Annotated in this window: 22 protein-coding genes and 1 pseudogene; 4 read left to right on the top strand and 19 right to left on the bottom strand. The window is 52.0% G+C overall.

Features of this window, described 5'->3' with window-relative positions; genetic code table 11:
• Window positions 1–306: cupin domain-containing protein (locus JJU47_RS06435; protein ID WP_228617313.1), on the bottom strand; the 306-nt coding region annotated here is incomplete at its 3' end.
• A gap of 182 nt (window positions 307–488) precedes the next feature.
• Between JJU47_RS06435 and xylA the strand changes: the two genes are divergently transcribed.
• The 3 genes from xylA (at window position 489) to JJU47_RS06420 (ending at window position 4,395) form a co-directional block, all read left to right on the top strand.
• Entirely contained in the window at window positions 489–1,832 is a 1,344-nt protein-coding gene (gene xylA, locus JJU47_RS06430) for a xylose isomerase (protein ID WP_228617310.1), read from the top strand.
• 68 nt (window positions 1,833–1,900) lie between these two features.
• Window positions 1,901–3,400: a xylulokinase gene (gene xylB, locus JJU47_RS06425; RefSeq protein ID WP_228617320.1), complete on the top strand. Its 1,500-nt coding sequence runs from the start codon at window positions 1,901–1,903 to the stop codon at window positions 3,398–3,400.
• A gap of 8 nt (window positions 3,401–3,408) precedes the next feature.
• Entirely contained in the window at window positions 3,409–4,395 is a 987-nt protein-coding gene (locus JJU47_RS06420) for an aldose epimerase family protein (protein ID WP_228617308.1), read from the top strand.
• 36 nt (window positions 4,396–4,431) lie between these two features.
• Here the strand turns inward: JJU47_RS06420 and JJU47_RS06415 are convergent, their stop codons facing one another.
• Window positions 4,432–5,544, bottom strand: coding sequence for an ROK family protein (locus JJU47_RS06415; protein WP_228617317.1), 1,113 nt, complete (start codon window positions 5,542–5,544; stop codon window positions 4,432–4,434).
• Between the two features lie 269 nt (window positions 5,545–5,813).
• Here JJU47_RS06415 and xylE point away from each other — a divergent pair, with 269 nt between their 5' ends.
• Window positions 5,814–7,229 carry a D-xylose transporter XylE gene (xylE, locus tag JJU47_RS06410; RefSeq protein WP_228617305.1) on the top strand — a complete coding sequence of 472 codons (1,416 nt, stop codon included), beginning with the start codon at window positions 5,814–5,816 and terminating at the stop codon, window positions 7,227–7,229.
• A gap of 55 nt (window positions 7,230–7,284) precedes the next feature.
• Here the strand turns inward: xylE and JJU47_RS06405 are convergent.
• From JJU47_RS06405 to JJU47_RS06325, 17 genes and pseudogenes are all read right to left on the bottom strand, one after another.
• Window positions 7,285–7,597: pseudogene (locus tag JJU47_RS06405) on the bottom strand (winged helix-turn-helix transcriptional regulator).
• Window positions 7,598–7,844: 247 nt separating this feature from the next.
• A complete protein-coding gene (locus JJU47_RS06400) occupies window positions 7,845–8,240 on the bottom strand; it encodes a DUF2251 domain-containing protein (protein WP_228617303.1) in 396 nt (131 codons plus the stop codon).
• Window positions 8,241–8,311: 71 nt separating this feature from the next.
• On the bottom strand, window positions 8,312–8,740 hold the full coding sequence (locus tag JJU47_RS06395) for a CBS domain-containing protein (protein ID WP_024370530.1): 429 nt from the start codon (window positions 8,738–8,740) through the stop codon (window positions 8,312–8,314).
• A gap of 260 nt (window positions 8,741–9,000) precedes the next feature.
• On the bottom strand, window positions 9,001–9,801 hold the full coding sequence (locus JJU47_RS06390; RefSeq protein WP_228617300.1) for an alpha/beta fold hydrolase: 801 nt from the start codon (window positions 9,799–9,801) through the stop codon (window positions 9,001–9,003).
• Window positions 9,802–9,879: 78 nt separating this feature from the next.
• Window positions 9,880–10,992, bottom strand: a complete 1,113-nt coding sequence (locus tag JJU47_RS06385) for a M14 family metallopeptidase (protein ID WP_228617298.1) — start codon at window positions 10,990–10,992, stop codon at window positions 9,880–9,882.
• Between the two features lie 84 nt (window positions 10,993–11,076).
• A complete protein-coding gene (locus JJU47_RS06380) occupies window positions 11,077–11,478 on the bottom strand; it encodes a hypothetical protein (RefSeq protein ID WP_228617295.1) in 402 nt (133 codons plus the stop codon).
• 109 nt (window positions 11,479–11,587) lie between these two features.
• Window positions 11,588–12,058, bottom strand: a complete 471-nt coding sequence (locus JJU47_RS06375) for a flavodoxin family protein (RefSeq protein ID WP_228617293.1) — start codon at window positions 12,056–12,058, stop codon at window positions 11,588–11,590.
• A gap of 35 nt (window positions 12,059–12,093) precedes the next feature.
• Window positions 12,094–13,047 (bottom strand): SWIM zinc finger family protein, encoded by a 954-nt coding sequence (locus tag JJU47_RS06370; protein WP_228617290.1) that lies wholly within the window; start codon window positions 13,045–13,047, stop codon window positions 12,094–12,096.
• Window positions 13,044–13,466 carry a hypothetical protein gene (locus JJU47_RS06365; protein ID WP_228617287.1) on the bottom strand — a complete coding sequence of 141 codons (423 nt, stop codon included), beginning with the start codon at window positions 13,464–13,466 and terminating at the stop codon, window positions 13,044–13,046. Before JJU47_RS06365 ends, JJU47_RS06370 begins: the two co-directional genes overlap by 4 nt.
• Window positions 13,463–14,113 (bottom strand): SIMPL domain-containing protein, encoded by a 651-nt coding sequence (locus JJU47_RS06360; RefSeq protein ID WP_228617285.1) that lies wholly within the window; start codon window positions 14,111–14,113, stop codon window positions 13,463–13,465. Before JJU47_RS06360 ends, JJU47_RS06365 begins: the two co-directional genes overlap by 4 nt.
• Window positions 14,114–14,174: 61 nt before the next feature.
• Window positions 14,175–15,104, bottom strand: a complete 930-nt coding sequence (locus JJU47_RS06355; RefSeq protein WP_228617283.1) for a hypothetical protein — start codon at window positions 15,102–15,104, stop codon at window positions 14,175–14,177.
• A gap of 153 nt (window positions 15,105–15,257) precedes the next feature.
• Window positions 15,258–15,428 carry a septum formation initiator gene (locus JJU47_RS06350; RefSeq protein WP_228617280.1) on the bottom strand — a complete coding sequence of 57 codons (171 nt, stop codon included), beginning with the start codon at window positions 15,426–15,428 and terminating at the stop codon, window positions 15,258–15,260.
• Window positions 15,429–15,456: 28 nt separating this feature from the next.
• Complete coding sequence (locus JJU47_RS06345) at window positions 15,457–16,200, bottom strand: hypothetical protein (protein WP_228617278.1); 744 nt, start codon at window positions 16,198–16,200, stop codon at window positions 15,457–15,459.
• Window positions 16,197–16,739 (bottom strand): RNA polymerase sigma factor, encoded by a 543-nt coding sequence (locus tag JJU47_RS06340; protein ID WP_228617276.1) that lies wholly within the window; start codon window positions 16,737–16,739, stop codon window positions 16,197–16,199. The genes JJU47_RS06345 and JJU47_RS06340 overlap by 4 nt, the downstream gene beginning before the upstream one ends.
• A 54-nt stretch (window positions 16,740–16,793) precedes the next feature.
• Window positions 16,794–17,303, bottom strand: a complete 510-nt coding sequence (locus JJU47_RS06335; RefSeq protein WP_228617274.1) for a hypothetical protein — start codon at window positions 17,301–17,303, stop codon at window positions 16,794–16,796.
• A gap of 74 nt (window positions 17,304–17,377) precedes the next feature.
• Window positions 17,378–19,948, bottom strand: coding sequence for an ABC transporter permease (locus JJU47_RS06330; RefSeq protein WP_228617271.1), 2,571 nt, complete (start codon window positions 19,946–19,948; stop codon window positions 17,378–17,380).
• Complete coding sequence (locus JJU47_RS06325; RefSeq protein ID WP_228617268.1) at window positions 19,945–20,628, bottom strand: ABC transporter ATP-binding protein; 684 nt, start codon at window positions 20,626–20,628, stop codon at window positions 19,945–19,947. The genes JJU47_RS06330 and JJU47_RS06325 overlap by 4 nt, the downstream gene beginning before the upstream one ends.
• Between the last annotated feature and the right edge of the window lie 27 nt (window positions 20,629–20,655).

The following is a 20,655-nucleotide window of genomic DNA, read 5'->3' as shown; positions in this document are numbered from 1 at the left end:
GCGATGACCGGTGCCGGCCGGCAAGACGAGTACGTCCCCTGCTTGAAGCGACACGAGGTCCCCCGTCGCCCCGCCGAGTTGCACCGTCGCCCGACCAGACTTCACGCCGAGCACTTCATGCGTGTTGCTGTGATAGTGGTGGTAGTCGAACACGCCGTTCACCCAGCTGTTGCCCCAGCCGTTGTTCTCAAACGTCGACTGGATGGCATCGGTCTCCGTGAACGCCTCTTTATATAACAACACCGGAAAATAAGGGTTGTTCGGGATTGAACCGTCATCTTCAAATCGATATGTTTTCACTTCCATCTTGTCCCCTCCTTGTCTTTGACAATGTACCCGAGTTGACGGCACATTAACCTGTGAGCAAGCTCACGATAAGAAAGTTCAAAGAAATTATTAAATAAACTTAGTTTGTTCGATAGACAAACTAAAAAGATTGTTGTATTCTATTCCTGAAAACGATTACAACATCGAGGAGGATGACAAGTATGTCGCAAACTCATACAAAGAAAGAATATTACCAAGGTGTCGGACAAATCGCATTTGAAGGAACAGGGTCGACGAATCCGTTCGCGTTCAAACATTACAATCCAAAAGAGCAAGTCGGCGGGAAGTCGATGGAAGAGCTCCTTCGTTTCGCCGTCTCATATTGGCACACGTTCACTGCCGACGGGAGCGACCCGTTCGGACAAGGGACGATGATTCGACCTTACGACCGCTTATCGGGCATGGATCTCGCCAAAGCCCGTGTCGAAGCGGCGTTCGAGTTCTTTGAAAAACTCAACGTCCCGTACTTCTGCTTCCACGACTTCGACATCGCGCCTGAAGGCAGCACGCTTGCCGAAACAAACCGGAATCTCGACGTCATCGTCTCGATGATCAAAGAGTACATGAAGACGAGCAACACGAAACTACTTTGGAACACGGCGAACATGTTCTCACATCCGCGCTGGATCCACGGGGCAGCCACCGCACCGAACGCAGACGTGTATGCTTATGCGGCCGCGAAAGTGAAAAAAGGTCTCGAAGTCGGGAAAGAGCTCGGCGCCGAGAACTACGTGTTCTGGGGAGGGCGTGAAGGATACGAGACACTCTTGAATACGGACATGGGTCTTGAGCTCGACAACTTGGCCCGTTTCTTCCATATGGCCGACAGTTACGCGAAAGAAATCGGTTTTGACGCCCAGTTCTTGATCGAACCAAAACCGAAAGAACCGACAAAGCACCAATACGACTTCGATGTCGCGACAGGCCTTGCCTTCTTACAGAAATACGACTTGGCAGACCGCTTCAAATTCAACATCGAAGCCAACCACGCCACACTCGCCGGCCATACGTTCGAGCATGAGCTCCGTGTCGCCCGCGTGAACGGTATGCTCGGTTCGGTCGACGCAAACCAAGGGGATCCGCTCCTCGGATGGGACACAGACGAATTCCCGACTGACCTCTACTCGACGACGCTCGCGATGTATGAGATCTTGTTGAACGGCGGCCTCGGCAGCGGCGGCCTCAACTTCGACGCCAAAGTCCGTCGTGGTTCATTCGAGCCGGAAGATTTGTTCTACGCCCACATCGCCGGCATGGACAGCTTCGCGGTCGGTGCGAAAGTCGCCCAGCGCTTGATCGACGACCGTGTGTTCGAAAACATCATCCAAGACCGCTATGCTAGTTACAATGAAGGAATCGGAAAAGACATCGTCTCGGGTCAAACAGACTTCCACAAACTAGAAGCTCACGCTCTCGGTCTCACCGATATCCAAAATAAATCGGGACGTCAAGAACAGCTCCGTCACATCCTGAACCAATATTTGTTGGATGTACAACGCCCTTAACCGCTACGCCCAGACTCCACGATGGGGTCTGGGTTTTTACATCATATGAGTAAGAAAGGATGAGACAGATGAAATACGTCATCGGAATCGATTTAGGGACGAGCGCGGTAAAAGCCATCCTCGTCGACCAGGAAGGACACATCCACGGTGAAGTGAGCCGTCCGTACCCGCTCATTCAAGAACGCGAAGGCTACAGCGAACAAGACCCGTCCGCCTGGGTCGAACAGACGGTCAACGCCTTGGCCGAACTCGTGATGGGATTTGCAGGAGACCGGGAAGACATCGAAGGAATCAGTTTTTCCGGACAAATGCACGGGCTCGTCTTGCTCGATGCCCAGCATCAACTGTTGCGCAACGCCATTCTGTGGAACGATACGCGAACGACCGCAGAATGCAAAGACATCGAAGAGCTGTTAGGACCGACGTTGCTCGAGGTCACGAAAAATCCAGCGCTCGAAGGCTTCACGTTGCCTAAATTGTTATGGGTGAAGCGACATGAACCGGACTTATTCGCTCAAGCCGCCGTCTTCTTGCTGCCGAAAGATTACGTTCGCTATGCGCTGACCGGTCAATTGCATATGGACTATTCTGATGCAGCGGGGACGCTATTACTCGATATCGCTGCGAAAGAATGGAGCGCGGACATCTGTGAACGGGTCGGTGTCCCCCGCTCTCTTTGTCCACCGCTCATCGAGTCTTCCGATGCGGTCGGCCCGATCAGCTCCTACTTCGCGACACGAACCGGGCTGTCTCCGCACGTCCGCGTCTTCGCCGGCGGGGCTGATAACGCGTGCGGTGCGATCGGCGCGGGTATTTTAAAAGACCAACAGACGATGTGCAGCATCGGGACGTCCGGCGTCGTCTTGTCGTATGAATCGGCTGCCTCACTCGACTTCAAGGGTAAAGTCCACTACTTCAACCATGCCAAGCAAGATGCTTACTACACGATGGGCGTCACGTTAGCGGCCGGGCATAGCTTGTCCTGGTTCAAGGACACGTTCGCACCGGACGTGTCGTTCGAAGAGTTGCTCGCCGCGGTGAAGGACGTCCCAATCGGCGCAAACGGTCTGTTGTTCACCCCTTATCTCGTCGGGGAGCGGACCCCTTATGCGGATGCGATGGTGCGCGGTAGCTTTATCGGGATGGACTCGACGCATCTTCTCCCCGACTTCTCGCGTGCCGTCTTGGAAGGCATCACTTTCTCATTGAAAGAATCTCTCGAACTGTTTCGGGCGGAAGGGAAAGTGATCACGTCGATCGTCTCGATCGGAGGCGGCGCCAAGAACGAGGACTGGCTTCAAATGCAGGCGGACATTTTCGAGGCCACAATCATCAAACTGTCCAACGAGCAAGGGTGTGCGCTCGGCGCCGCCATGTTGGCCGCTTACGGATGCGGATGGTTCGAGAGTTTAGAGGCGTGCAGTGAAGTGTTCATCCACGAGGCGAAGCGATACGAACCGATCGCGGACAACGTCGAGCGCTACCGTGCGCTGTTCGACTTGTACCAGCACGTTTATCCGGCAACACAGCAGCTATCAAGCGGCTTGTCGGCGTTCCGACGGAAGTGAGCGCGGCCATGGACTATCAATCAGACCTTTACGGGACGATCGATGGCGTGCCCGTCCTTCGCCATCGGGTCGTGGCGGATTCCTTCACGTTTTCTTGTATCGATTATGGGTGCACGATCACGGAGATCGGTGCGCCTGACAGTGCCGGTGACGTCAACAACGTCGTATTGGCGCTCGACACGCTCGAAGATTATACGAGTCATCACTATTACCTCGGCTGCGTCGTCGGTCGCTCCGCCGGAAGGATTGAACGAGCGCAGTTCACGCTCGATGACCAGACGGTTTATTTGCCGGCGAACGACGGGCCACACCACTTGCATGGTGATGACTTTCATAAAGCCGTCTGGACCCCTACGGTCGATCGGTCCGCCGAATACGTGACGATCCGGTTTGAACGGGCGTTCCCGGATGGCCATCACGGTTACCCGGGGCATGTGAACGTCGCAGTCACTTACACGATTCGCCCTTGCGCCGTGACGATCCGCCACGAGGCGACAACCGACACGGCAACCGTCATGAACATGACAAATCATACGTATTTCAATTTGTCGGGGACGGCCGCGCCAATTCACGACCATACGCTCCGTGTCGCAAGTGACGCATTTTATGCACTCGACGAGACGCTCATCCCCGATCACGTGCAACGAGTGACGGATTCTCCCGCCTTTGATTTCAGACAATCAAAACGCATCGGGGACGGTCTCGCTTCTGACGACGAGCAGCTCCATATCGCCGGCGGTTTCGACCACCCGTTCCGCCTCGAGCGAACGGACGGCCCTCAGATTCAGCTCCGCCATTCTTCCGGGCGCACGCTGTCCGTTCAGACGACGGATCCTTGCGTCGTGTTCTACTCCGGCAATATGCTTCCAGACGGTCAGAAACGGACCGGTCTTTGCCTAGAGACGCAGAAAGCCCCGAACTTGATCGACCGTGACGTCATCTTGCGCCCCGGGGAGACGTACCGGACCGAGACGACGTGGACGTTCACGTCATAAAGAAAAGCCCGCCACCTGAAGGTGACGGGCTTCTTGTCATTGCATCATCCGGCGCTGTAAAAACTGCTCGATGGCAAGGGATGCCATCCCGATAGCCGAAGCGTGGTCGCTCAGCTTTGACGGAACGAGCTCGAAGGCGTGATCGGCTTGCGTATAGACACGCGATGAGATCGCGGTTCGAATCATGTTCAACACCATCGGGTGCGATTCGATGACGCGACTTTGAATGATGATCACTTTCGGGTTGTAGACGTTCAACACCGTGTTCAATCCGACTCCGACGTAGAAGCACCACTTTTGCAGTTCGTTCAACACGGACGCCTCGTTCGCTTGCAAGCTTTGCTGTAACGTGTCGACCGTATGACCCGGCAAGTACTTGTCCCATAACACTTTCTCAGAGGCGTACAATTCCCAGCAACCGCGGTTTCCGCACGTGCACTTAGGTCCGTTATACTCGATCGACATGTGCCCAAACTCGCCGGCGAACCCTTCCTCGCCTCGATACAGTTCGCCGTGCAAGATGATGCCGGTCCCGACGCCTGTCCCTAAGCTGACGAAGATCATCTCTTCGTGATCTTTCCCTGCCCCAAACCGCCGCTCGCCGTATGCGCCCGCGTTGGCCTCGTTCTCTAGATTGACAGGCACGTCGTAACCGTTCTCTAACGCATGCTTCAAGCCCGTCACGTCCGGGCGAAGGTTTGGGACGAACACGACTTCTTGCTCTCGATTGATGAGTCCCGGCACAGAAACGCCGATCCCGATCAACCCGTACGGAGAAGAAGGCATGTTCGCAAGCAAGGCATCGATGGCCTCCCGTACTTTCGGTTCCGCGTCTTCGTCCGTTTCTGCCCACTCGGTAGTCAGTGACTCGATGACGTTGCCTTTCAAATCGGTCAAGACGGCGTTGATGGCTTTCACTCCTAAATCGACCCCGATCGTGAATCCGGCCTGTTGGTTGAACACGAGCATGACCGGACGTCGCCCTCCGCTGGAATGGCCCTGTCCGATCTCGAAGATGAGCTCTTCGTCCAGTAACACGCCTATTTGAGCCGAGACGGTCGATTTATTCAACCCCGTCACTTCTGAAAGTTTTGCTCGTGAGATCGGATAGCTTCGAATGATTTCATTTAGCAACACCGTCTTGTTCATTTTCTTCACCAGCTGCTGATCAGCGGTTATGTCTCGTTTCACCAATGACTTTGTCTCCCCTTTATACGAACTAATTTTACATTGCGCGCATCGCTTCGATACGCTTCCCCATATTCTCTACTTCTATTATACAAAAACTGAAAAAATATAGTTGAGAATTCGAGTTCTATTTTGTATGATAAGTATAGTTAGTTTATCCGTCAAACAAACTAACTTATTTTTTAAATTTGAATTGTAAGCGTTATCAACTTTAAGGAGGGCATTACGTGATGAAACAAAATCAAAACACGCTCTACCTCATGACCATCACGCTCGTCGCAACGTTGGGCGGTCTATTGTTCGGTTATGATACTGCCGTCATCTCAGGCGCAGAAAAATCACTCGAAAAGTATTTCATCGAAGGACTGGACTTGAGCTCGCTCGTCCACGGGGCCACCACTTCCTCGGCATTGATCGGCTGTATCATCGGAGGGGTCATCTCCGGGATATTCGCCAGTCGATTCGGTCGTAAAAAATCGTTGATTTTTGCGGCCACGCTCTTCTTCTTTTCGGCACTCGGTTCCGCCTACCCGGAAGTACTCTTCTTTACGAAAGGTGATCCGACGATTGCCCTCTTGTTAACGTTCAACTTATATCGCATCATCGGAGGAATCGGGGTCGGCCTCGCTTCAGCCATCACCCCGATGTACATTAGTGAAGTCGCACCTGCCGCAATCCGCGGACGTCTCGTGTCGTTGAACCAATTCGCAATCATTCTTGGGATGCTCGTCGTCTACTTCGTCAACTGGTCCATCACGAGCGGACAAACGGCTGCTTGGATTGATGACATCGGCTGGCGGTATATGTTCGCCTCAGAAGCCATTCCCGCCCTTCTTTTCGGGTCTCTCTTGCTGATCGTACCAGAGACGCCTCGATACTTGGCGCTTCAAGGAGAGGAAGACAAAGCGCTCCACATCCTTAGCCGCATCAACGGAAAAGAACGGGCCGAAGCGATCATGCAAGAGATCAAATCGTCTGTCAGTCATTCCTCGGCCAAGTTGTTTACTTACGGCAAGCTCGTTATCACAATCGGAATCCTGCTCTCCGTGTTTCAACAGTTCGTCGGCATAAACGTCGCCTTGTACTATGCACCGCGGATCTTTGAGAGCATGGGCGCCGCCAAAGACGCCTCGATGATGCAGACCGTCGTCATGGGACTCGTCAACGTCGTCTTCACGATTATCGCCATCCTCTTCGTCGATAAAGTCGGCCGGAAGCCGCTCCTTATCATCGGTTCGGTCGGAATGGCAATCGGGATGTTCGGTGTCGCCTCTATGGCCTACACGAATACGATCGGAATCGGCACATTGATCTTTATCGTCATCTACACGGCTTCGTTCATGATGTCGTGGGGACCGATTTGTTGGGTGCTCATCTCAGAAATCTTCCCGAACAAAATCCGCGGACAAGCCGTCGCCATCGCTGTCGCTGCCCAATGGACAGCCAACTACTTCATCTCATCGACGTACCCGATGATGATGGAATTTAGCGGCACGATGACATATGGTTTTTATGGCGTGATGAGCGTTCTGTCTGCCTTGTTCGTTTGGAAACTCGTTCCCGAGACGAAAGGTAAGACGCTCGAAGAGATGGAGACGCTATGGAGTAAACATTCGACTGCCTCAAAAGATGTATCCGCCTCTTAACAATGAAAAAGACAGCACTTCTTGTTGGCTCAAGAAGTGCTGTCTTTTCGTTTCTTTAAGAAATCACTTCTTCTCCCGTCTGTTCGATATGCCCCTCCCCCCCATGCGCACATCGCGTCAAGGATCGGTTGCAACGACCAGCCATAGTCGGAAAGTGAATAGACGACTTTTGGCGGGACTTGTTCATAGACGGTGCGGATGATGACCCCGTCCGCCTCGAGCTCACGCAACTGTTGCGTGAGCATTTTCTGTGTGATATTCGGCATGAGCTTCTTCAACTCGCTCGTCCGGCGTTCCCCTTTAATCAAGTGACACATGATGACGACTTTCCTAGTGGAAGTCGTCTTTTGCGTTACAGCTCGCTTTATTGCATACTTCGTCTCTTGTCTCAGGTATTCCTAAACATTCTCTAAAAACACTTCTCTCCCTGTCAGAATTAAGACACACTCTGCCTCTTCTCAAAGAGACTCACGACCCAAAGAAGGATTCCAACATAAATCGGGAGGCCGATGATAAATGTCAGGAGATTTTTCGGAACAAACGTATTGTAGCCGTATAAGAGCGCGATGGCCAAGACGATCACGACCATATATTTTACTATGCTTTTCATGAACGTCAGCTCTCAACACTCATCTGTAGAGCCTCTCCCTCTGACGCCGGGATGCCCGCTTCCCATAGTTCAATCGGGAGCGAGACGATGGCGTTATGCTCACGCGGTGCGGTGAGTTTCCGTTTCGTGTTCAGGTCCAACATACCCCAACATTCTCCGTCCACGATGAACGCGACTTTCGACGAACGGTCGTCCCAGGCAAATCCGACTTCTTCACACGCTTCGATCGGCGGTGCGATTTGGTCGTAAATCCAGAGCGCGTCCGCGATTCCTTCCATCTCCCCTGAAGAATCCAGCGGACAAAAATAAACGTATCCTGTCTCCCCATCATCTTCGAATACACAGACGTAGCGCTCATTTGGTGAGACCGACTCGATGACAAACGTTTCTTCTTCATTCATTTTCAGTTCCTCTTTTCATTTTTACGTGAACGATAGGAAAGCCAAGTCATCCATCGACTTGGCTTCAAGGTTTAATTTACTTTACTTTCAAGCTGTTTTAACTTCGTCGAGTAATACTCGATGATGTCGCGGCGCCGGATGATGCCGATGAAATACTTACCGTCATCGACAACCGGCACGAAGTTTTGATCGGTGATCGCATCGACGAGTTCCTCGATTTGCGCCGTGATCGCGACCGGTTTATAGCGTACGCGCTGCTTGATGTCTTTCAATCGTGTCCGGAGCACTTTTTCGTAGTCTTCTTCCCCGCGAAGTTGCTCGGCGAGTGCCCAGAGTAAATCCCCTTCTGTCATCGTCCCGGCATAAAAGCCGTTCTCAGATACGAGCGGCACCGAGGTGAAGCGATGATGCTTCATCTTCTCGAGTGCTTGGCGCACCGTCGACTCCGGGTCTAAATATTTGACGTCTTCTTTCGGATATAAAAAGAAAGCGATATTCATCTCAAATCTCTCCTCAATCTGTTAATCCACCCCATCATTGTACCATGAATCGTGCGGTCGACCGCAAAAAATGGTCGCTCCCCACAATTGTTTCACCATCCCTTCATGAAATGATCCATCCATCAATCGTTTCAGTTGAAAACGTTTGCCGAATGACCAAACCCGGCAACAAGTCTCCCATATTATGTATACCCGAAACGATTCTGTGCTACCCCTCCGAAGACGTGAAAAAGACGCCTAATCGAAGGCGTCTCTTGCCGTCAAATGAATCCGAGCAGTGTCTGATTGAACTTGTCCATCTCGTCGAGCACCGTCCCGTGACCGCTCTCCTCGAACCGCTCGAGACGGGCGTTCGGGATTCCTTTTTCCATCTCGAGGGCGAACTCGAACGGACAGATCTTGTCGTGGACCCCGTGAATGATGAGCGTCTCGACCGGCACGTTCCCCAGGTCTTCTCGTAAATCCTCATCGCGGAGCGCTTTCGCCGAGGCGATCGTTCCGTGGCTCGAGGCGATGAGCGACAAGTGATGGAACCAGTTTTGCATCGGCTTCGAGTGCTCTTGTTCAAAGAAAATCTCTCCGAACCCTTCGAGCATCTTCGGCCGATCTTTCATCGTATCGTCAATCAAGGCGTCGACTTCTTCTTTCGTCATCCCATATGGATAATCTGGACGTTGAGTGAACACCGGGGCGGCAGCGCCCGCGAGGACAAGCTTTTTCAACCCGTCGTCCGGATAATCGACCGCGTAACGGATGGCGATCGCCCCGCCCATCGAGAAACCGACGAGCGTGAAGTCCCTCACGCCGAGCCCGTTGACGACCATATGGACGTCAGACGCCATCGTCGCATAGTCATACCCCGTCGCCGGCGTGTCCGATTTCCCGTAACCGCGATAGTCGATTCCGACATAGCGATATCCGGCCTCGAGCAACGCATTCTTCTGATATTCGAACATGTTGTTGTTCGCCGGCCAACCGTGCAAGAAGACGACCGCCTCGCCCGTACCGACGTCGTCGACGTAAATGTTCGTCCCGTCATGAGCCGTAATGTAGTTCCCCATCATATGACCTCCGCATCTTCATGTTGAGCCGTTGTTGCCCACAAGCGACTTTTCCCGATTCCGCAAAGTGAAAACCTGTCAACGCTCGCGCCAGAGTGATTCGGCTTTCAATACGTGCTCGATCGTCGTCGCCCCTTCCCGGAGCACCGCCTCGCGCCACTGCGCATCGTCCGGGTAGAACATCGCCATGAACTCTTTTTGAATCTCGTTCCGTGCCGTCGGATCTTTCGTGCCTTCGAAATACAACCGATTCTCCAAGATGATCGTCAGAAATTCACGAATCGACGCCTTCGTCGACGTACCGAACGTGCCGAACTCGAACAACGCCGAGACGAGCTGTTTGTCCGGGAACTTTGTGTCGCGGACGTAATAAAAATGGTTCGTTGAATCACCGAGCACGTCGTTCGGGTCGAACGTCTTCGCGTTTTTCAAGCCGTACGTCTGCTTGAGCGTCTCGGCGTCGCGACCGTCCCGCTCACTGACGACCATCGTCACTTCATTCGTCGGTCCGAGGGCGGTGTGCCAGTCCATGTGGACGATCCGGTCGTAACGGTCGAGCAAGTCGTATTGAATCTCTTTCATGAAAATCGCCGATGGCTCATCTGACTCTCCGCCGTAATAGACGCCTTTCGGGAATTGATACTGCCCCATCCCTTTCGCCGCGGTCATCGCATCGAACCCGTCGAGCTTGATGCCTGAGCCGAGGAACGAATAGATATGTTCCCGAGCTTCGTGATAATCGTCGATCACCCCGTCCGGCACGAACATATGCCGCATCACTTCATACTCTTTGTTGACGTTACGCGGCAGTGACTCCCGGTCGATGACGTAGTTTCGATTCAAGTCGACGTTGTGCTCGTTGACGCGCCGGAAATGTTTCATCCCCCACGGATTGACGGCGTGAATGAAACAGACACCTATCGACTCGTGGCGGACATGCGGCAACTGTTCCGCGACGAATTGATGGGTCACGGCCGCCCCGGCATACCCTTCGATCCCGTGCTCGCCGATCGTCATCAGCAGCATCGACTCACGCGAGCCCGGCGGTTCCCCGATGATCAAGTCGATCGTGCCGTCCCCGATCGAATGGGACATCGTCCGGGCACTCGGATAATATTGTTTGACCGTGTCGAGCAGCGCAAGAAACTTCTCCCGCGACTCTTCATAAGATTTTGAAAAATAATGGCTCATGTCAATTCCCTCCTCTTGTCTTCCTTATCCCATTCCCATTCCAGGACAAGCTAAAAACGCCTCCTTGCGGCGGCGTTTTCGAAGTCAATGGGCGCCCGCTTTCGTGCCGCGGTTTTGACGCCGGAACTCGAACAAGTAGACGAGCGGGGCGAGCAGGACGGCACCGAACAGCCAATACGCACCCGGGCTCGCGAACAACGCTTCAAACGCCCGGAAAAACCAAGCGATGACGGCGAATCCGACAAGAAGCTCTGCCGTCCAAATGACACCGCGCCGGACGGCGAGCGTGAGCGTACCTGTTTTCATGAGGAGTGCTGCGACAAACGCGATCAAGAAGGCCGGGAAACTTGAGAACCAAAGCATCCGGTTCAACGTCGCCTCGGCGAAATAAGTGTTTCCAAGTGACACGGTGATCAAATAGTGGGCGACAAGCACGAGCAACACGACAATCCAACCGACGAGGACATCCCGTTCCCATTTTTTCATCGTTCTCCCTCCTATCTAGAGACAAGGCCATACTTCTATTTACCCGTTTTCGAATCGTTTCGTCTCACGTACCCCACAAAAAAACGCACTCCGTTTGGAATGCGTTCACTCAATTTTTGAATAAATCCATCGCCCACTCACGTGCCCGTTCGAGCTCTCCGTCTTTGAGCGGCCCTTCTTTACCGAGGACGAGGAACGATTCTTTGAGCACAGGCTCCGCCCCTTTTTCGATCAGCTCCCGCTCAATCCGTGTCGAAGCGTGCCCAAACCATTTCACGATTTTCCCGACGAAGAAGCCTTGGTCGTCTTCCGCCATGCTCGTATCGAACGCAGCGGCCCGCATCCCACGCAGCGCATGGTCGGATAAGCCGTCTAAAAATGTCTTCACGTCTTCTGTCTCGCGGCCGCCGTGCGTCGGCGAACCGACGATGAGCAAATCGAGGTTGGCCAAATCCCCGTAGCCGATATGGCCGACTTGTTCGGCCCGGACATGGTGTAACTCGCTGAATCCGTCCTTAATGGCGTGGGCAACTTTTTCCGTGTGGCCGTACATCGAGTCATAGATGATGAGAATGTGCATACCGATCCCTTCTCTCTATATGAACTTAGACGACGTTACACAGAATCTGTTCCCGTTTTCGAGGAACGTCTATCATTTAACTGCCCTTCTTCTTTCAACAATTTGATGAACCTGTCCAGATGTTCTAAGTCACTCGCCTCGGCGTGTGTATTTTTGAATCGATCGATTTGTTCAATGAGGAACGCCTTGTCTCCTTCATATAGAGGAACAATCGCCTGTAACAGCCGGACGTGTACATCATTGTAGACGCCGAGGCGCAACTCGTGCCACAACAAAATCAAACGCTGAAATACAGCTGTTCGATTTTGTGTCGGTATCTCCTCAATCGCGGACACAAGCACATCGGTCACCGTATCTCGCACCGCCCATAACAGTTCGATAAACATGTCGCACATCATTATAGTAGGTGTGACTGTATGAAGAAACGTCACGCCGGTAAAGAGGCGTGCAACCGGATCCGGATTCGAACGTAGCTCGTCTATTTTCCGGAACAAGTATCGTCTCAATTTCGGGATTTCCTGTTGCGGGATGATGCCACTCGAGAACTTCTCTGCTATCTCACGCTCGCAACGTTGCATGAACGTCTCGGGCAGTCGTCGTGGAGGAGCCAAGTCCTGTACAAGATGATCATACACATCAGGGTCACGTGCCAACCTCAATACCACGTCGATGAGGTCTGACTTTTTCAATTTCCCGAGTGCTGTCTCTAAATCAAACGATGGTCCGGAAGTGAGTCGATCGCGCAATAAATAGAAGGCAGCGACCTCGTGCTTGCACGTCCCTTTCTCATATGGACAATCGCAGGATGATTGAATCACCCACTCATTCGCACATAGGACGACCACTCGATACACGTCACTGCCATATACGTCGAACGTATGCGTGTTCTCTTTTTCCGATACGCGTTCGATTGCACCACCCTTATAATAGTCGTAGCCGCGGTTTTCAATCCGTTTCGGGACATAGCTCTCAAAATCATATAAGTTCATCTCGTTCTCCTCACTCGGTTCATTCCAAATAGAAACACTCCAATCCCGACCGCCACATACGCGACCGTGTCAAGGTGATCACGCAAGCTGAACGGGGCGTCACGGATATACTCGGCCCGCTTCCACTCCGATCCGTCCTCGACCGCAATCACGTCTTCAATCGGCTCTCCGATCACTTCTCGATACTTCGTGCCGATCGGATACATATTGGAGGCGTCGCCGTAATGGCGTCCCGTCATATCGTCTGCCATCGTCTTGACTTCCCCGACGACTTCACCTAGCTCGGCCTCCGTGACGACAACATCCGTTACTTCATATAACCGTCCGTCCAGAACGACGAACGCATACGCCCAGGACAAGGCATGGACCGAGACGGTGATCGACAGCAACATGACGATGAGCCAAGGGACACGTCTCATTTGATTTCCCAGACGAACGTGGCGTTGTCGCTCAAGTCGATCTCGTCCGGTTCGAGTTCCGGCATGCGCTCTTCTGAGTAGAGGATATTGTCACTGAACGTCAGACGCGTCGGGGAAAAGATGTGCAGTTCGCCCCACGTATAGTCGATTCGAAGCAACTCACCAAGCGTCGCCCCGGCTCCTTTCGCCAACAGTTCAGCCCGATGCCGCGCATTCTCAGCGGCGCTCGCAAGCAGTTCGTCTTGCACCGCGTCCGCGTCTTTGATTGTGAAGTGAATCGACAGTTTCGGTTCCGCGAGCGAGTTGCTGATGTTTTCGATGACACGCGACAGTCGTTTCGTGTCGAGTGGAAACTCGAGCTTTGTGTTTTGGTTGCAGACGTAACCGCGGAAACGGGATTTATAATTGCCTTCCTCATCGCGATAGCTCTCATAATCCGTATCGATCGAGAAGTCGGTCGTCTTCAAAGCGGACTTCTCAAAATCTGCCTTTTCAATCGCTTTTTGAAGCCGTGTGATCGCGGTCGCCGCCTCGTTCATCGTCTCTTCGTATCGTACCGCCCGTGACGTCACATCCATTCGCAAGACAATCAAATCCGGCTTGACCGATACTTTCCCCGTACCTTTCACTGTGATCGTGCGCTCCATCTTTTCTCCCCCTATCGAATTCCTCATTGCTGAATGGTTATAGCCCACTCAATGACTCATTTCATCGCTTCGGTTCCAGTCTGTCAAACCGTCGCAACGAAAGTAACGCTTTAAGCGTCAATACCCCAATCCATTCTGGATAGGCTTGTTTCAAATCAGTCTCATAATACGTTTTGCCCCACGGAGGCAAAATCTTTCCGTGCCTTTCCAATTCATCCATCACAAAATGTAAGTGGGCGTCTAGTTTCCGTTCGTGTATCCCGAAACGGTTATTCGTTTTCGCGCACATGAAGCTAAGCGGCGTTGGGACATATTCGTGCCATCGTTCTTCTTCATAATCAATGACTTGTCCGACAGCATTGATGAGACCACTCTCGAGACGCGTTCGCCACGCCTCAGGCACTACATCAAACAGTCTGATAAAACAATAGATTTCATTTTCTGAATTGAATATGGGCTTCCGATTCATATACTGAATAGCATCTTCGACGAGCCGCTCGGCGTCTAAGTGAGTGGTGTATTCACGATATTTATACAGATAAGCAATAATCTCCGCAGAAGGATTTCCCCAATTCCGATCGATCATCGTCATGTTTTCGGTCTCGTCATAGTGCCACCAAAAAGCATGAGGAAAATCATTGCTATCTTTCGACACAGCAAACCAACCATTTCGCGATGCGTCATACGTGTTTTCCAAATAGTGAATCGCAGCTTCGATCATCGGTTTTGTGGCGTCTATTCCACTTAGTTCATTCAAGTGTCGCAACCCGACAGATGTCGCCATCGGTGAGGAGATTGGGGCTCTGAAATCGGACTCAAGCCCATGCCCAAATCCACCATCGTCGTTTTGATACTTACTCAGTTCAAGTACGACGTGTTCTTGTGATTGCTCGTGAAAATAGTGATTGAACCACGCAATTTCTAAAGGTCTTCCGTATGTCAGAATCGTTTGTTCGGCTTGTTCAAAATGTCTGGCACGTAACATTCTCAATGGGCTTCCTCCCTCGTTGTTCCGTTTCTTCATTTCGCTTCGATTCTTTCCCAGTACCATCATCTTCTGCGTTTCTATCATTTTTCCTATCCGTGCAATCCTTCGTGCGTACTTCATCTATTCCTACGTAATTACGGTGCCGGTTCGTTTGCTTCATTCTCGTTTAAGTGAAATGATTGTCCCGACAATCCAGCCCACGGTCGCCCCAATCACAATCCCGTATACGAGTTCAAACCCGAAAATGAGCGGGATGATGACTCCGAAAGCAGAGCCGAACGCGAGTCCCAACCCGACGGCAGATTGACGCCATTCACTAGTTGCCATGATTTTTACCCTTCTCCCTATTTTTGTCTCATCGAGCCTGTTCCATCATGAACGTTTCCACATCCTCAATCGTCTTGGCCTCCGCCAAAGACGGATAAGCGTCTCGACTGAAGACGAGACCTTGTTCCGTATTCAAGAACATGTACCGCTCACCGTCCGGAAAACCGTAAGCACTCACATCCGTCAATTGAAGCGTGGCCCCATTTTGTGACCAGATGTGTGACGCATCGTACGGAATCGGCATGAAAATCCCTTCCATGCCGAGCCGAAGCTCGGAGACGACGTCCGCATCCGACTGCAACACCTCCGAGCCAACGCCCGCGACGGTAAGCACTTGGATCGCACTGCCCGGCTCGAGGTCCCCCCGATAGACGTCTGTCACGTCAATCGTCACGAGCGACCGGTATTCCTCTTGTCCATTAAAGTCGAGCTCGATGTGATCGATTTGCGTCACGACACCTCGAATCAAAGCCGGTTCCCATTTCGAGAACAGTTCGTCCTCACTCATCTCTATCAGATTCGCGGACGACATCCCGACATCGATGTCCCCTTCATCGACATAGGCGACCGACATATTACTCGAGTTGTCTGATAGCGGAATTCGTTCTTTGAAGCCGTCCCACGAGAACACAAAAAGCGAGACCGCGGCGACTGCAATCATTCCTCCAACCCACTTGACGCGTTGTCGTTTCTTGACACTTCCCTGCATCGATTCTTCGACAAACCGATCATCGACTTCCCCTATCAACTGCGCCAACCGTTTCCCGCTCATCGTATCACCCCTTCCGCTGCCAACTTGTCCCTCAGCTCGTTTCGCGTCCGCATGAGCACCATCTTCACTTTGCTGTCGCTCAACTGTCGCGCGTTTGCGATTTCTTTAATCGATTGAAAGTGAAAATAGCGCGACATGAAAATCTGTCGTGTCTCTTGCGGCAACTGTTCCAAAAATCCGTTCAACAAGTCGACCACTTCCGTATCATCGGTCGACGACGACAGACAGTGCTCGAGTTCCTCGAGGACGAGCGGCACTTGACTGCCACCTCGTTTTTTAGCGTGCGCCTTCTCATATGTATGGAGGGCGACATTTCGGACGAGTTTCGCCAAGTAGGCCGAAAACCGTCGCGGTCGTGTCGGTGGGATCGCGTGCCACACTTTCATATACGTGTCGTTCACACACTCGTCGGCGTCTTCCCGGCTATGCAAAATATTATAGGAAATCGTATAACAATACGCCCCGTACTTCGCTGCCGTCGCCGCAATCGCCTGCTCAGAACGGGCAACATACAAATCGATAATCGCTCCATCATCCAACTGAATCCCTCCTTTTCACCTTCATCTCTATAGACCGAAAACAAGACGCATCGGTCACACGTTTCGTAAAAGTTTTTTTGAGCGGCTCTTCACGGCCGGACTCCCCGACTCCAGTTTTCCCTTGAGCAGAGTGATGACATCGTCACGGAATCGTGGATGCATTATGCTCAAGTCGAACAGCGCTTGAAGTGCATTGACGATGACGATGTTGCTCGTCTCGGTATCGATCCATCCGGTGAGCACACGGACAATCTCAGTTGCCTCTTCTTCCGCCCAAGTCAGCCGTGGCATCAACTGGGCCAAGTGCCACCTCACTTCTTGTTGGGTGGCGAGATGTAGCTGTTGGAACAAGGTCGCTTGGTGCGGTCGAAGCAGCTCTAGATGACCTCGTGTCACTTTTTCCAGCGCATCCGCGCTCCGCATTCGGACGACAGGACGTGCATCGGTCAAACCGCTCATCAATTCATCGAATCGTTCCGCGTCATCCCCAACGAATTGAACAACCTCATCGACATGGCCAATTGATCGCAAATCCCCTCCGTTCAATAATTCTCGGATATCCATTCTCCCACCTCTTTTCTCATTCTCATTTTACAAAAAAAGGGACCCAGTAGACACTGAATCCCCATGCATTCATATTAGTTATTTTCTTGCTTCAATCGGTCGATGATATTATCCGATTTTACTTTCGAGATGGCATACAGCATCGAAGAACCAACGATGAGGAAGATCACGACCGTGACGAACAAGATATCGCCCCATGGCAATGAGAATGGTGCTTCGAACGTGTTGATCTGCGCGCGGTAAATGAGGTACATGATGAGCACACTGATTGGCAGTCCATATGCCAGCGCCTTCACGCCGTAGAAGATGCTCTCATAGTACACCATCTTGTTGAACCCTTTCGGTGTCATCCCGACCGATCGCAGCATCGCGAATTCGCGGCGCCGGAGCGAGACGCTCGTCGAGATCGTGTTGAAGATGTTCGCAACCGAGATGAGCGAAATCAAGACGATGAATCCATAGACGAAAATCGATAGCAGCAATAACACTTGCTCTTGTTGTTCACGCTGTTCCGACACGTTGAAGATATATTGATCCATATTTTGCTCCGCTTCAATCACTTGTTGCGTCGCATCCGGGTCATTCGTGTTCAACGCAATCGACGGACTCGATTGTTTCAACAAATTACCGATCGCATCCTCTCCAAACGTCCCTTCTCGAACGATCACATCGAGCCATCCGAGGGAACTAGTCATCACACCGGTCGGGGCGACGTCGGTCATGGCGGCGATTTTGATTATTTTGAGCGGTGCCGCCTCATCCGTTGCATTCTCGTCCCGTAGTTCGAGCGTATCGCCGAGTTTTGTCTCAATCGTTTTTGACGTGACGAACTTTTTCTTATCGAAGTCTTGATAGGATACTTCATCAATCAAGACGGCACTCGGGATTTCTCCGTCTGCAAAATCGCTAGCGGATGCCCCAATCTGTTTCAAATAGTCGTCAAAACTTTTGTCGTCTAACTGATAGAGCGACACGTAGTAGTCATATTCTCCATCGACAAATGAATCCGTCACACCTTCTTGCTCCAAAATCGTATCGGGTAGCCGTGTTTGATTGACTAAGGTACGAACCGTCGTGTTCTCGAAGTACGTCCCGTTCGTCACATCGTCCAACGTCTCATAGCGTCGTAAGTCATCCGTATTAAGATTCGCCCCGTTCACGAGGATGTCGAACTCGTACGTGCCTTGCGACATCTCGAGCGATTGTTCGAGCCGGTCCGTGAAGTAACTGACGACTAAAAACAGCACGATGCTAATGACGAGCGAGAACACCGTCGCTAAATACCGTTTCCGGTTGCGCTTCGTATTTTTCAATCCGATTTCTGCTTCCAAACCGAAGATACGCCGGACAAGTTTTGACGTCTTCACGTTCTTCGACGTCAATCGAACGTCCTGCGACTGACGAATCGCATCGATGGCTGAAATTTTAGAAGCGCGACGGGCCGGAAGATAACAGGAGATGAAAATCGTCACGCTCGAAATCAAAATCGTCAGCATGAGCGTGACGGGTGTGACGACAACCTCAAACTTCTCCGTCAAGTTGAGTGCTTTCTCAGCAAACGCGTTGATGAATAGGAATGTGACCCCGATGCCGGTCACCCCGGCAAGGATACCGATCGGGATGCTGATCCCACCGATGATGAGTCCTTCAAAATAGACCGAGTTCCGCTTTTGTCGCTTCGTTGCCCCGACACTTGCGAGCATCCCGAGATAACGCGAACGTTCGGACACGCTGATGGCGAATGCGTTATAAATGAGCGAAATCGAACCGATGACGATCACCGCCATGATGATCCCGGCGAATCCGTATAGCGTTTTGCGTAGACCGCCATCGTCCGTCACCCCATAATAGCGAAGGAGTGATGTGTTATAGGCAACTCCTTCAATCCCTTGTTCTTTCATCAATCGATCCGTCTTTTCATAAATCGAGTTGCTGACATCGTTCAAAGCGACGAACGTATCGACGGTCGACCCATTCAGCGCCTTGTCATCGATGAATCCGACGACCGTGTAACCCGGCGCCCAAGTCGGCTCCCATGCCGGACGCGCCATCGTTCCGACGACAGTCAGCGTCACCGTGTCCTCGACTTTCAAACGTTCGAGGACATCTTCCCCTTCACGAATCAACCCATCGTTTTGCGTCAACTCACGACCTGACGTGTCGTCCATGCGCTCCCCGATATCGAGCGTCAACTGATCACCGATGTTGTACGTGACGAGAGCGTTTTGACGGATCGCCTCGGAAATGACGACTTCTCCTTCTCGTTTCGGCAAGCGTCCTTCCGTCAAATCGACCGGAAAGTTTTTCAAACCCGACGTGTTATAGTTCCGGATGTACACATACGGTCTATATGCGTTTTGCGAACCTTCTAGTTCCGCATAACCATCACTTGATAGGATGACGTCTTTGGTCGCCGCGTCGCCACGAATCGCCTCGACCTGCTCGGCATTCGTGTTGACATATTTGACGTGCCATTCCCCGTTGTCTGCGATATCTTGACGAATCATCAAGTCGAGAAAAGACGAGCCGAGTGTCGTGACGGCCGTGATCATCGACACCGAGATGATGACACCGATGATGGTGACGAGCGAACGCCGTTTATTCTCACGCAAATGCCGCATCGTCATTTTTTGGATGATATTCATGAGCGGACGACCTCATTCTTCGCGATCTTCCCATCCTCGATCGAGATGATTCGGTCCGCCTGCAACGCGATTCGCTCGTCGTGGGTGATGACGATGAGTGTCTGATTGAACTTCTTGTTGAACAGTTTTAAAAGGCTCATAATCTCTTCGCTATTTTGACTGTCCAAGTTCCCTGTCGGCTCGTCGGCCAAGATGATGGCCGGATTACTGATGAGCGCTCGTCCGATCGAAACGCGTTGCTGTTGCCCGCCCGACAGTTGGTTCGGCAGATGCGTCAATCGGTTCGACAGCCCGAGGATGCCGATGATACGCTCCAAATGGGCGGCGTCGACTTTTTGCTCGTCCAACAGCATCGGCAGCGTGATGTTCTCCTCGACCGTCAAAATCGGGATCAAATTGTAAAATTGATAAATCAAGCCGATTTGACGACGCCGGAAGATGGCGAGCTGCGTCTCGTCTAACTTGTAAATATCCGTGTCATCGATTAAAACCTGTCCGCTCGTTGGGACGTCGACACCGCCAAGCAAATGCAACAACGTTGACTTCCCTGAACCCGATGGTCCGACGATACAGACGAACTCCCCTTTTTTCACGGTGAACGACACGTCATCGAGCGCCCGCACTTCCATCTCGTCTTTCCCATACACTTTCGATAAATGTTTCACTTCTAATATGTTCATGGTTGCACCCTCCAGTACTTGATCTAC

It is taken from the genome of Exiguobacterium sp. (genome assembly GCF_020832205.1).
GTDB lineage: Bacteria > Bacillota > Bacilli > Exiguobacteriales > Exiguobacteriaceae > Exiguobacterium.
This window is presented reverse-complemented; position numbering and strand designations above follow the sequence as displayed.

Excerpts from the sequence above, each read along its gene's own strand:
- JJU47_RS06400 (WP_228617303.1), bottom strand. The coding sequence starts at position 8,240 with ATGAATGAAGAAGAAACGTTTGTCATCGAGTCGGTCTCACCAAATGAG.
- JJU47_RS06395 (WP_024370530.1), bottom strand. The coding sequence starts at position 8,740 with ATGAATATCGCTTTCTTTTTATATCCGAAAGAAGACGTCAAATATTTA.
- xylA (WP_228617310.1), top strand. The coding sequence starts at position 489 with ATGTCGCAAACTCATACAAAGAAAGAATATTACCAAGGTGTCGGACAA.
- xylE (WP_228617305.1), top strand. The coding sequence starts at position 5,814 with ATGAAACAAAATCAAAACACGCTCTACCTCATGACCATCACGCTCGTC.
- JJU47_RS06335 (WP_228617274.1), bottom strand. The coding sequence starts at position 17,303 with ATGGATATCCGAGAATTATTGAACGGAGGGGATTTGCGATCAATTGGC.
- JJU47_RS06370 (WP_228617290.1), bottom strand. The coding sequence starts at position 13,047 with ATGAACTTATATGATTTTGAGAGCTATGTCCCGAAACGGATTGAAAAC.
- JJU47_RS06380 (WP_228617295.1), bottom strand. The coding sequence starts at position 11,478 with ATGAAAAAATGGGAACGGGATGTCCTCGTCGGTTGGATTGTCGTGTTG.
- JJU47_RS06330 (WP_228617271.1), bottom strand. The coding sequence starts at position 19,948 with ATGAATATCATCCAAAAAATGACGATGCGGCATTTGCGTGAGAATAAA.
- JJU47_RS06375 (WP_228617293.1), bottom strand. The coding sequence starts at position 12,058 with ATGCACATTCTCATCATCTATGACTCGATGTACGGCCACACGGAAAAA.
- JJU47_RS06420 (WP_228617308.1), top strand. The coding sequence starts at position 3,409 with ATGGACTATCAATCAGACCTTTACGGGACGATCGATGGCGTGCCCGTC.
- JJU47_RS06415 (WP_228617317.1), bottom strand. The coding sequence starts at position 5,544 with ATGAACAAGACGGTGTTGCTAAATGAAATCATTCGAAGCTATCCGATC.
- JJU47_RS06385 (WP_228617298.1), bottom strand. The coding sequence starts at position 10,992 with ATGAGCCATTATTTTTCAAAATCTTATGAAGAGTCGCGGGAGAAGTTT.
- JJU47_RS06345 (WP_228617278.1), bottom strand. The coding sequence starts at position 16,200 with ATGAGCGGGAAACGGTTGGCGCAGTTGATAGGGGAAGTCGATGATCGG.
- JJU47_RS06390 (WP_228617300.1), bottom strand. The coding sequence starts at position 9,801 with ATGGGGAACTACATTACGGCTCATGACGGGACGAACATTTACGTCGAC.
- xylB (WP_228617320.1), top strand. The coding sequence starts at position 1,901 with ATGAAATACGTCATCGGAATCGATTTAGGGACGAGCGCGGTAAAAGCC.
- JJU47_RS06360 (WP_228617285.1), bottom strand. The coding sequence starts at position 14,113 with ATGGAGCGCACGATCACAGTGAAAGGTACGGGGAAAGTATCGGTCAAG.
- JJU47_RS06325 (WP_228617268.1), bottom strand. The coding sequence starts at position 20,628 with ATGAACATATTAGAAGTGAAACATTTATCGAAAGTGTATGGGAAAGAC.
- JJU47_RS06365 (WP_228617287.1), bottom strand. The coding sequence starts at position 13,466 with ATGAGACGTGTCCCTTGGCTCATCGTCATGTTGCTGTCGATCACCGTC.
- JJU47_RS06350 (WP_228617280.1), bottom strand. The coding sequence starts at position 15,428 with ATGGCAACTAGTGAATGGCGTCAATCTGCCGTCGGGTTGGGACTCGCG.